Here is a 12,400-nt window from a genome sequence, read left to right on the forward strand (position 1 = left end):
GCTTACAAAGCCGAATCAAAAATTTGTTGTGCTGTCAATTTGAGTTGGGGGAATAAAGGCGAGATAATCACATCATCTCCCCTAAACACAGTCATTTGATAATCTCCATCAACTAAATTACAAATGGTGATAGTTTGTTGTTTAGGATTACCAGTAAATCTTTTGCCACCGAGTGCAGCATAGTCCACAATCCAATACTCAGGAATTCCCAATTCCTCATAGTCCCTGAACTTGTCGTAGTAGTCATCTCGCCAATTGGTGCTAACGACTTCGATAACAATTGGTACAGATGCAGCTTGAATCACAGTCGATTGCTTGCTCCACAGTGGTTCATTAACAAGATTGTCGTGATTTAATACTAAAATGTCGGGAGAATAGGTTGAGTTATTGCCCTCAATTTTGATCAAGGCAGTTTTGGGAATGCGAAACGGAAGTCCCATTTGTAAAAACTGAAAAGTAATCTGTGCTGCCAAAAATCCAACAACATTTTCGTGTTCACCAGTTGGGGGCGGCATTTCAACAATAACTCCTTGATGTAGTTCATATTGCACCCCGTTTGAGGGATACCAATCAATAAATTGTTCAAAAGTTGCTAACTTGGGTAGGGTTTGAGTCATAATTCCCACTTCCACATATATTTGACTTTATCATCGCTACTGCGAGATGGTGCCGCAAGATAAAAACTAGCTAACCCTCCAAATACAGCAAAATCTGGGGATCTATCGCTGCAAGTTTTTATTGATAGAATCGCTATGGTGATATTTAAATCTATCTCAGCCTGATGAAAAGCGATCGCACACAAAACCCACAAACTTCTATTCAACGTCCTGAACTACTTGCGCCAGCAGGTAACTGGGAATGTGCTAAAGCTGCTGTTGAAAATGGGGCTGATGCGATTTATTTTGGTTTAGATAGGTTTAACGCCAGAATGCGGGCGCAAAATTTTACTGAAGCTGATTTACCGCAATTAATGAAGTTTCTGCACCTGCGGGGTGTAAAAGGCTATGTTACTTTAAATACTCTCATCTTTCCGCAAGAATTAGCCGAGGCACAACAATATCTCCGTACAATTATTGCGGCTGGTGTAAATGCAGTAATTGTCCAGGATGTTGGTATTTGCCGTCTAATTCGTCACCTCTCACCAGATTTTCCTATCCATGCTTCCACTCAGATGACTATTACCAGTGCTGCTGGTGTGGAATTTGCTAAATCTCTTGGCTGTCAGTTGGTAGTCTTGGCGCGGGAATGTTCGATTAAAGAAATTCAGAAAATTCAACAAGCCACAACTTTACCATTAGAAGTTTTTGTTCACGGCGCTTTGTGTGTCGCCTATTCTGGTCAGTGTTTGACGAGTGAAGCTTTGGGTGGACGTTCGGCAAATCGGGGTGAATGCGCCCAAGCTTGTCGGATGCCATACAATTTAATCGTTGATGGCGAAATTGTTGATTTACAAGAACGCAAATATTTACTCAGTCCCCAAGATTTGGCAGGGTTAGATGTATTACCAGATTTGGTGAAGGCTGGGGTAACTAGTCTCAAGATTGAAGGGCGGTTGAAAGCCCCGGAATATGTTGCAAATGTCACCCGCGTTTATCGAGAAGCTTTAGATAAGGTGATGGCGGAGTTGGAAAGACCTAACCCCCTAACCCCCTTCCATACTAGGGAAGGGGGAATTAAAACTACTTCAGAAAAAGGTCAAACACAAGAACAATACAACTTAGAAATGGCGTTTTCCCGTGGACTATATACTGGCTGGTTTAAGGGAATCAATAATCAGGAATTAGTTCATGCGCGGTTTGGGAAAAAGCGCGGGGTTTATTTGGGTGAAGTTACTCGCATTCGTAACGAACAAGTAACGATTAAGTTAGAAGCACCAGTCAAACCAGGAGATGGAATTGTATTTGACTGCGGTCATCCAGAGGCGAAGGAAGAAGGCGGTCGGGTTTACACGGTGACACCCAAAGGTCAGGAAGTTATACTCACTTTTGGCAAAGATAGCCTTAACTTCCGGCGGGTACATATCGGTGATAAGGTGTGGAAAACCAGCGACCCAGAATTGGATAAACAACTGCGTCAAAGTTTTGCTGGTGAAAACCCACAATTTCAGCGGCCGATATCGTTGGAAATTTATGGCGAAGTTGGGCAATTATTGATGGCGATCGCCCGCGATGAACTTGGTAATATCGTACAAGTAGAATCTGCGATCGCACTAGTGGAGGCACACACTAAACCTTTAGACACAGACCGTTTGCGAGAACAGTTCGGTCGTCTGGGAAACACCCCCTTTTCTCTGGGAACTTTAACTAATCATCTCCAGGGTGCTGTTATGGTTCCCGTCAGTGAGTTAAACCGGATGCGTCGAGAAATTGTCGCCCAATTAGAAGAGTTACGCAGTCAACCCAAACCCTGGAAATTACGTCCGGATGTATCTTTACAAAACTTACTTCCGGCTATCTCTCCCCCATCTCCCACATCTCCCGCACTCATAGTTCTAGTCCGCAACCTCAAGCAACTCCAAGCCGCCTTGAATACTGGTGTGGAAACTCTCTACTGTGAATTTGAAGATCCCCGCACCTACCGCCAGGCCGTAGAACTAGTACATCAACACAGAACTTCCCCACTCCCCACGCCCTCCCCACTCCCCACTCCCCACTCCCCACTCCCTCAAATATGGGTTGCACCTCCCCGCATTACCAAACCTGGGGAAAACTGGATTTTACAACAAGTGCGGGCGGCAAATGCCGATGGTTATTTGGTGCGGAATTATGATCAGTTACAATTCTTTGGTGCAGATAGATGCGTTGGCGATTTCTCACTCAACGTTGCCAACCCTTTAACCGCAGATTATTATCAGCAGCACTTTGGTTTAGAAAGACTAACTGCATCCTACGATTTAAATATTCATCAATTAGAAGACTTACTGAGCAGTTGTCCACCGCAATGGTTTGAGGTGACAATTCACCAGCGTATACCAATGTTTCACATGGAACATTGTGTTTTTTGTGCCTTTCTTTCTGAAGGTACTGATTATACCAACTGTGGCAGACCTTGTGAGCAACATGAAGTCAAATTACGCGACCGCGTTGGTAGTGAACATATCCTCCAAGCTGATGCCGGTTGTCGAAACACCGTATTTAATGGTACAGCCCAAACTGGAGCCGAATACGTACAGCGTCTGATAGAACTGGGTTTACGCCACTTCCGCATTGAGTTTGTCAATGAAACACCAGAACAAGTGACAAAAACTATACAGCGTTACCGTCAGCTACTCCAAGGCGAAATTTCCGGTTCCCAACTTTGGCGAGAGTTGCAATTACAAAATCAGTTGGGTGTCACTCGTGGCCCCTTGGGTTTATCTCCAGTCGGCGGCGGTAGGAAGTTGTAACTTTCTCATACAATATCAGCAATTGCATCTGGTAGTTGCTGGTTTAGCCGTCGTAGAGGTTGATACAAATAACCAAAAGCGATCGCGATCATATTCAAAATTCCGACGACAACAAACAAAAAAGCAATACCATATCCTCGACCGACACCAATCAACTTGCCAACACTTCCAGCTAATAAACCATGAGGGGCAAGTAATGGCTCGAAAACTCCATCTACTAAAGGCCCTGCAATTAAATAAGCAAGCGGTAGTGATGCGAAAGCCAGCATACTTCGCACGGCAAACACACGTCCCTGGACAGTGGGTGCAACTTTTCTCTGCCAGATGGCCTGGTCACAGCCATTAATCATCGACACCCCAAAATAGTAGATGAAAGCAGCTGCAAAGAAAACCGGCACAGCAGGTCTCAGCCCTGCAAGTATGATGGACAATGCACCTGATAGGCTAAAACCAAACACACCAAGGATGCGGTTTTTCGGGCCTCCCCAAACGCTCATCACCAAACCACCAACCAGCATCCCGCTTCCACCAATAGATAGCACTGTACCCAATACATTAGCAGTGGCAAATGCTAATACCAGTGGTGTAACTAGTACGCTGACAACTCCCGTTAAGAAATTAATCACAGCAAAAAAAATCAATAATCCCAGAAGTCCAGGACGTGCGGTGATGTATGTCCACCCATAGGTGAACTCCTGCAAGCGCCAACTTTTCTTGACTTCATTGTCTGTGGTTGTTTTCGGTTCAGGAAATCGAACAACTAAAAGCGTCACTAGGGAAACGAGAAAAGTAACGCAGTCAATCAAGATTACGCCTTGAATCTGAATAGTTACAACCAACACACCTGCTAACATCGGTGCAAGTAGCCGTGAAGTTGCTTCTGCTAGTTGCACCATACCACTGGCTCGACCAAGATGTTGCTTGGGGACAAGCATTGTAGTTGCAGCCGCATAAGCAGGCCACTGAAAGGCGTTAAAGATGGAACTGATTGCTACAGCTAAGTAAATGTGCCAAATTTCCAGCTTACCAATTACCAGCAACAGCGCGATCGCTAGGGTACTCGCTCCGGCTCCCGCATCACTCAATATCATACAATTACGCCGATTCCAGCGATCTACCAGCACACCAACCAAGGGTGACAACAAAATACTTGGCAATATTGTGAACAAATAAATCAGAGCAAATTGCGTGACTGACCCCGTATTTTGGTATACCCAAACACCTAAAGCAAATTGAGTCAGCCCAGAGCCAATCAATGAGACAAGTTGCCCAAACCAAATCAGGGTAAATATTCGCATTCTAGAGATGTGGGTGATTCAGGAAACCTTGATGAGTAAAGTAAGAGAAGTAGTTTTTCAGAAGTTCGTCATCGATCGCCGGACAGACAATAGAAGTATCTGCCAGTTTATCAAGGGTGTTTTGGCAATCGAACTGTACCATTTTTGTGTTGACTCTATTTTCTGGAAACAAAGGTAAAAGGGCATACAAGGTTGGATCTGAAGAATGTTTTGCAGCCGTGATCAATTCTTGTCGCCATTGTTCATAAGTCACTAACCGCAGTGGATAGCCATAAGAACATACCCAATCGATCAGTTCTTGCAGTTTAATTGGTTGGGGATTAAGTAAATGAAAAACTTCACCAATTGATTCTTTTTGCTGAGATAAATAAACGATCGCCTGACTTACATAGTCTACAGGAGTCATATCCACGAAACCAGTAATTTCCGGCACACTACCAAGCTGGATACAGCATTTAATCATATTGAACATAAAATCACTTGTATTCCAGATGCCTGTTTTGCTGTTTCCTGTGATTCTTCCTAGTCTGTGGATAGTCACAGGTAGTCCCCTCGAAAGTGCGATCGCTACTAATTTTTCTGCTACCCATTTACTCTGAGCATAGCCACCTTCGAGGATTTCTCCCTGTTCCCAATAGTCTTGTTCTCGAAATACTTGCACTTCAGAATCGCTTTGTGAGGGAAACACAGAAAGGGTAGAAACATAATGCACTGGTTTAATTTTAATGAGACTTGCTAATCTCAAAACTTCCTGGGTTCCGAGAACATTAGCTGCCTTTAGCTGCTCGTATGGATGAATAAAATTAACTAAAGCACCATTGTGATAAATCACATCTATATTATTTGCCAATAGCAAAAACTCTTCCTGAGCCAGTCCAAAAAATGACTCAGATAAATCTCCCACAATCGGAATAATTCTAGAACTAAAATTTTCCTGCCAAAGTGAATATATTTCCAAGTTTTGGCAGAGCTTGTTTTTACCTGATTCAGCATCCTTAGAACGTACCAAACAATAAATATCTGCTGAAGTTTTTTGCAGCAGTTCAGCAAGTAAAAAAGCTCCTAAAAAACCTGTTGCTCCTGTTAATAAAATCCTAGCTGGTTCGGTTGTATAATTTCTGGGGAGAGATTCAGGAAAAATTGTGCGATCGAGAACAGCTTCGGCTTGCAGATCCACAACATTTTCCCGAACAATAGTATTAGAACCACCTGTTGTTTGCAGCATCTCAATACTTTCGGCAAGACTGGCTACAGTCAGCATTTCAAATAGACTACGCAAGGGTAACTCTACTTGAAAGGTTTCTCGCACTCGGAAAATCATCTGAGTCAGCAGTAAAGAATGACCACCCAATTCAAAAAAGTTATCGTGAATACCAACTTTTTTCCGAACTAGTAACTCAGACCAAATTGCCGTTAATTTATCCTCAGTTGATGTACGTGGCGCTACGTAAATTGTGTCATCATTATATGGATTTTCGTTAGCTATTGATAATGCTTTACGGTCTACTTTGCCGTTAGGAGTAAGTGGTAGTGACTCTAACATGACAAAGAATTTTGGCAGCATATATTCCGGCAACTTATCCTTGAGAAAGCGACGTAATTCACGACTATTGGGAACCGAATTTTGCTTGGGAACTACATAAGCTACTAAGTATTGGTCGCCTGTAGCATTTTGTTGCGCGATGACTACAACTTCCTTAATTTCTGAATGTTGAGTCAGCATCACTTCAATTTCGCCAAGCTCGATGCGAAAGCCGCGAATCTTCACTTGCTGATCAATCCGACCGAGAAATTCAATGTTACCGTCTGCGAGATAACGCCCTAAATCTCCAGTTTTGTATAGACTTTCTGATGCTAATTTTGAATTTTTAAAAGGGTTAGGAATAAATTTTTCTTCAGTTAAGTCTGGACGATTTAAGTAACCTCTGGCTAAACCAGCACCGCCAATATAAATTTCCCCCTGAATGCCAATGGGAACAGGATGTAAGTTGTTATCTAGGACGTATATTTGAACATTATTAATAGGCTTACCAATAGGCACTCCTGATAATATACTTTCTGATAAAAATCGAGCTTTTGGTAACTTGTAAATTGTTGCCACTACAGTTGACTCTGTAGGCCCATATCCGTTGTATAACTGCGGGTAATCACCCACATATTCTTGCCACATTTTTACTTGTTCTAGTAGTGCCTGTTCTCCGCCAATAATGACTAAACGCAATGATTCAGGTAGTTTGAGTTTTGCCGTCGTTAATTCAAAAGTCAAATGATGCCAATATGCTGTAGGTAAATCTAATACTCTAATTTTCCATTCTTGACATTGTTTGAGAAAATTCGGGATATCAATTAACATCTGTTCATTACGTAGCACCAGTTTGCCACCACAGATGAGGCAAGGATAAATTTCTTCGACTGCTGTATCAAAGCTAATAGAGGCAAACTGTAGAATACTGTCAGACTGGGTAAACCCATATTCAACAATTGCCGCCAGAGTGAAATTCACTAAAGACTGATGTTGAATCATCACTCCTTTTGGTTTGCCTGTAGAACCTGATGTATAGATGATATATGCCAGATTTTTTGGTGTCGCACTACTTATGAAATTCTCTTCACTTTCAAGCGCAATTACTTGCCAATCAGTATCCAAGCAAACTATGTGCATTCCAGCAAACTCTTGTTTTACCAACAAATCACTCTGAGTTAAGAGGACTGATACTTGTGAATCTGATAACATCCAAGTTAATCGCTCTTGGGGATAGGTGGGATCTAAGGGTACATAAGCACCACCAGCTTTGAGAATGGCCAATAACCCGATAATCATGGAAAGCGATCGCTCGACACAAATACCCACCAGCACTTCTGGTTTCACACCAAGGGAATGTAAGTAACGTGCTAACTGATTTGCCTTGGCGTTTAGTTGTCGATATGTTAATTTCTGCTCTCCAAAGATGACTGCAACAGCATCCGGTGTTTGCGCTACTTGAGCTTCAAACAACTCATGAATACACAAATCTGGCAAATTTTCTGTTTTTTTGCTGTTCCACTTTACCAATAAAGTCTGCAATTCTGTTTCTGTCAAAATTGGCAAGTCGCTGAGACTCTGGTCAGGATTAACCACAATACTTGCCAACAAAGTTTGCAAATGCCCGACCATTCGCTTAATTGTGGCTGCTTCAAACAAATCAGTGTTGTATTCTAAATTCCCAATTAGTCCTTGCGGTGTATCTGTCATCGATAAAGACAAATCAACCTTAGCTGTCTTGCTCTCCACTATCACAGGATTCAAAATCAGTTCTGGCAACTCCAAGGGTGGCATCGGGGCGTTTTGCAGGACAAACATCACCTGGAACAGTGGCGTATGGCTAAGACTGCGTTCTGGCTGTATTTCTTCTACCAGCTTCTCGAAGGGCAAGTCTTGATGGTCAAATGCCCCGGAAGTGACTTTTTGTACTCTTAAAAGCAACTGCCGAAAACTAGGGTTATCCCCAAGGTAAGTACGTAAGACAAGCGTATTAACAAAAAACCCGATTAATCCTTCGATTTCCGGGCGGTTGCGGTTAGCAGTAGGTGAACCTACGATGATGTCCCCTTCTCCTGTATAGCGGAAGAGTAATGTTTTAAATGCTGCCAGCAGAGTCATAAACAAGGTAACTCCTACCTGCTGGCTAATGTGTTTGAGTGTCTGGGATAAATCAGCAGACAAAGAAAAAGACTCGGTTGCACCTTGAAAGTTCTGGACTGCTAACCTAGGGCGGTCTGTGGGCAGTTTTAAGACGGGTAAGGAACCTGCTAACTGTTGTTTCCAGTAATCTAAATGAGTTTGCAGTACCATCCCTTGCAACCACTCTCGTTGCCAGATAGCATAGTCAGCGTATTGTATGGGCAGTTCGGGAAGTGGTGCAGCAGTCCCAGTTGAAAAGGCTGTGTAGAGGGCTATTAATTCGCGGATGAAAACTCCCATCGACCAACCATCAAAGATGATGTGATGTAGGGTTAGCAACAGGAGATATTCATTTTCGCTTAATTGGAGCAAGGTAACACGCACTAAAGAGTCCTGTGCCAAATCAAAAAAGTATTCTGCTTCCTTGGTAATTAGTTGCTGGACTTGGGCTGTACGGTCTATTTCTGAACATTGAGTCAGATTCACTACAGGTATAACTATACTTTGGCTTTTGACAATGATTTGCACTGGATTTCCATCCACTGTGGTAAAGTTAGTACGCAAAATTTCGTGACGATTGATGATACTTTCTAAAGCCTGTTGTAAAGCTTCTACTTGCAAATTCCCAGTGATTCGTAAGCCATAAGGCAGGTTATATACTGAACTATTTGGTTCTAGCTGATGCAAAAACCACAGTCTTTGCTGGGCAAAAGATGTAGGAAAAATAAATAGTTTTTCTGTCATACTTAGATAGGAATAGAAGAATTAGGAAACGAACCACAAAGAGCGCATAGACGCGATAGCGGCTTCCCGCAGGGTAGGGCGCAAAGCTAAGAGAGGGGGAAAGGGTTTTTTATTTCAATCGGTATTGGTCACGAGATACTGGCTTGATGGCAGGTATTTGTAGTTCCTGATTAGTTTTAATAACTTGGGAAAGTTCGTAAATTGTCGGATGTTGAATGAACTCTTGTAAAGAAAAATTTAATCCTCGGTTATTAGCTCTGGATAATACTTGAATGCTGCGAAGTGAGTCTCCGCCTAACTTTAAAAAGTTGTCGTGAATGCCCACTTTTTCTATGCTGAGAACTTGTGACCAAATCTCTGCTAGTGCTACTTCAATGGGAGTGCTGGGCGGGACAAATACTGCTTCTAGATTTGGTCTTGCTTGGTCTGGGATGGGAAGGGCTTGACGATCTACTTTGCCATTGGGAGTTAGTGGAAGTGTTTTTAGCATTACAAACACTGAAGGCAGCATATAATCTGGCAAGTAATTTTTTAAGAAGCTACGTAAATCATCAATTGTGGGTACTTGCTCTTGTTTGGGGACAATATATGCTGTTAAACGTCGGTGAGTGTTGATATCTTCTGGGGCGATCGCGATCGCTTGTTGTACGGCTGGGTGTTGATGCAAAACAGCTTCAATTTCAGGTAGCTCAATTCGATATCCACGAATCTTTACTTGCTGATCAATCCGACCGAGAAATTCAATGTTACCGTCTGGAAGATAACGCCCTAAATCTCCAGTTTTATAAAGACGTGCATTTGGTTGATCGCTAAAGGGATTGGGAATAAACTTTTGAGCAGTTAGTTCTGGACGATTCAGATAGCCCTTCGCTACACCTAAACCACCAATATATATTTCTCCAGCAACTCCAATTGATACTGGCTGGAGATGAGCATCTAGTACATAAATTTGAGTATTTGTAATTGGGCGACCAATGGGAACAGAATAATTTAAATCATGATTTTGACAATTATATACACTACTCCAAACGGTGGCTTCTGTAGGGCCATATTCATTAAATAAGGCGACGTTAGGCAATAATTCACGATGCTGCTTAACAAGTTCCTTGGGACAAGATTCACCCGCAACAATTACGGTTTTGAGGCTGAGTAGTTTTTGTGGTTGTACTTGCTCTAAAATCAGCTTGTAAAGAGATGGTAGACATAATAAATGAGAGATTTCTTGTTGAGCGATCGCCTCTATTATCTGTTGAATATTTAATTGCCAGTTGTCAGGTAAAATAAATACAAAACCACCTTGACAAAGTGTCCAAAAAATCCCAGCAACAGAACTATCAAAAGCAAAAGGTGAAGTTAACAAAAAACCTGTTATTGATTGTTCATAATAACGCATCCGAGCAGTTGTCGAGTGAACTAAATTTTGATGAGTAACTTGCACTCCTTTGGGTTTTCCTGTAGAGCCAGAAGTATAAATTAAGTAAGCTAGGTTCTCAGTCCTTACTTGATTTTGAGGATTTTCATCACTTTCTTGAGTAATTACATCCCAAAGAGTATCTAAACAAAGTACCTTCGCTTCAATATCAGGTAAATTTTTCACTAACCGTTCTTGGGTCAAGATGATTGATACTTGGGAATCTGCCAAAATATAATTCAATCGCTGTTGAGGATACAAAGGATCAATTGGTACATATCCTCCTCCAGCTTTGAGAATGGCTAATATCCCTACTAGCATTTCCCAAGAACGTTCTATACAAATCCCCACCAATACATCGGGTGCAACTCCCAAAGCTTGAAGATATTGTGCTAATTGATTGGCTCTGGTGTTTAGTTCTCTATAAGTTAGTTGTTGATTTTTAAACACCACAGCTATGTTTTCTGGGGTAAGTTTTACCTGTGATTCAATTAATTGGTGGATACACTTATCATTAACATTATCTATTTTTGTATTATTAAATTCAATAAGTAGTTTTTGTTGTTCAATATCAACAATGCTACGGGTTGATTTTGCTAGTGTTGTGTCAGAATTTGTAACTATATTATTCAGCAGTATTTCTAAATGACTTAACATTCTATCTACTGTCATTTGATTGAAGTAACGTAAGTCATAAAATATATTCAAAGATAACTGCGACCAAGGTTTAACTAATAAAACCAGTGGATAGTTAGAGTTGATAAAAGAGCGAACTTGAGCAATTTTTAAGTTTTTGGTAGGTAAATTAGCAAGATTGGCTGAGGCGTTTTCAAATACCAAAATACTATTAAATAAAGGTATGCCAGGAGGTACTTGACTCCAACTTTGGATTTGAACTAAGGGGGTACATTCGTATTTAAGTAAACTCAGTTGTTGAGCATGGAGTGATTTCAGCCAAGATATCAATGATGCTTCACCAGAAACAAATACGCGCACTGGTAAGGTGTTGATAAAAAGTCCCACCATTGAAGCAACCCCCAATAATGTTGGTGGTCGTCCAGAGACAACAGTTCCATACACCACATCTGCTTCATTGCTGTAATAACTCAACAGCAACGCCCAAACCCCTTGTATCAAGGTATTGAGAGTTAAATGATGTTGTTGTGCTAAAGATTTCAGTGCTTGTGTGGTGGCTGGCGAAAGTTGGACTTGTTGTTGATGGAAACCTTCTTGTTGATTGTTTCCATCTGTTGTCAAAGCGGTTGGTGTTGTGAAGCCCTGAAGATATTTTCGCCAAAAAACCTCCGCCTCTGATAAATCTTGCTGTTTTAGCCAACTGATGTAGTCTCGATAGGGGCGGCTTGGTGGTAACTGGAGAATTTGGCCTTGACAAAGTGCCTCGTAACAGGACAAGAACTCTTTGAGAATTGTATTAACACACCACGCATCTACGACTAAGTGACAAATACTCCAAATAAATTGGTAAGTATCTACATCTGTTTGGATTAAAGTCAGCCGCATTAAGGGGGGTTGAGCCAAATCGAAGCCGCTTTTTTGGTCTACTTCCAGGTAACTTTGTAGTTGCGCTTGTTGTTGAGTTGTGGAAAGCTCACGCCAATCATATTGCGCGATCGCCAGTTTAACTTGTCTGTGTACTATCTGGACTGGCTGATTTACACCTTGCAATACAAAAGCTGTTCTTAAACTCTGATGTCGGTCTATTATTTGTTGCCAAACCTGCTCAAAAGCTGAGATGTTGAGATTTGCGTGTAATGTACATACTGTTTGCTCTACATACATCCTCCCATCTGGAGCCGAGAGAATGTGAAACAGCATACCCTGTTGAGTGGGTGAGAGTGTGTAGATATCCTCGATGTTTTTCGCTTCCATAGCTTGAATTT

The 12,400-nt window shown here is 41.8% G+C and carries 5 protein-coding genes; 1 reads left to right on the top strand and 4 read right to left on the bottom strand.

Translation table 11 applies throughout. The features are described from left to right. Positions 1–2 precede the first annotated feature (2 nt). On the bottom strand, positions 3–617 hold the full coding sequence (locus H6G28_RS20330) for a Uma2 family endonuclease (protein ID WP_190673575.1): 615 nt from the start codon (positions 615–617) through the stop codon (positions 3–5). A gap of 164 nt (positions 618–781) precedes the next feature. Here H6G28_RS20330 and H6G28_RS20335 point away from each other — a divergent pair, with 164 nt between their 5' ends. Beyond that, entirely contained in the window at positions 782–3,385 is a 2,604-nt protein-coding gene (locus tag H6G28_RS20335; protein ID WP_190673578.1) for a U32 family peptidase, read from the top strand. Positions 3,386–3,390: 5 nt separating this feature from the next. On the opposite strand, the gene H6G28_RS20340 is transcribed toward H6G28_RS20335, so the two are convergent. The 3 genes from H6G28_RS20340 to H6G28_RS20350 all read right to left on the bottom strand — a co-directional run bounded on the left by H6G28_RS20340 (position 3,391) and on the right by H6G28_RS20350 (position 12,389). Then, positions 3,391–4,683, bottom strand: a complete 1,293-nt coding sequence (locus H6G28_RS20340) for an MFS transporter (RefSeq protein WP_190673581.1) — start codon at positions 4,681–4,683, stop codon at positions 3,391–3,393. Position 4,684: 1 nt separating this feature from the next. Continuing rightward, positions 4,685–9,088: a non-ribosomal peptide synthetase family protein gene (locus H6G28_RS20345; protein WP_190673584.1), complete on the bottom strand. Its 4,404-nt coding sequence runs from the start codon at positions 9,086–9,088 to the stop codon at positions 4,685–4,687. A gap of 109 nt (positions 9,089–9,197) precedes the next feature. Next, positions 9,198–12,389 (bottom strand): non-ribosomal peptide synthetase, encoded by a 3,192-nt coding sequence (locus H6G28_RS20350; RefSeq protein ID WP_190673587.1) that lies wholly within the window; start codon positions 12,387–12,389, stop codon positions 9,198–9,200. Positions 12,390–12,400: the final 11 nt, after the last annotated feature.

Source organism: Nostoc sp. FACHB-190, from assembly GCF_014696905.1.
Lineage (GTDB): Bacteria > Cyanobacteriota > Cyanobacteriia > Cyanobacteriales > Nostocaceae > Nostoc_B.

What these genes read in the sequence shown, in the direction of transcription:
- H6G28_RS20330 (WP_190673575.1), bottom strand. Translation starts at nt 617, where the DNA reads ATGACTCAAACCCTACCCAAGTTAGCAACTTTTGAACAATTTATTGAT.
- H6G28_RS20345 (WP_190673584.1), bottom strand. Translation starts at nt 9,088, where the DNA reads ATGACAGAAAAACTATTTATTTTTCCTACATCTTTTGCCCAGCAAAGA.
- H6G28_RS20340 (WP_190673581.1), bottom strand. Translation starts at nt 4,683, where the DNA reads ATGCGAATATTTACCCTGATTTGGTTTGGGCAACTTGTCTCATTGATT.
- H6G28_RS20335 (WP_190673578.1), top strand. Translation starts at nt 782, where the DNA reads ATGAAAAGCGATCGCACACAAAACCCACAAACTTCTATTCAACGTCCT.
- H6G28_RS20350 (WP_190673587.1), bottom strand. Translation starts at nt 12,389, where the DNA reads ATGGAAGCGAAAAACATCGAGGATATCTACACACTCTCACCCACTCAA.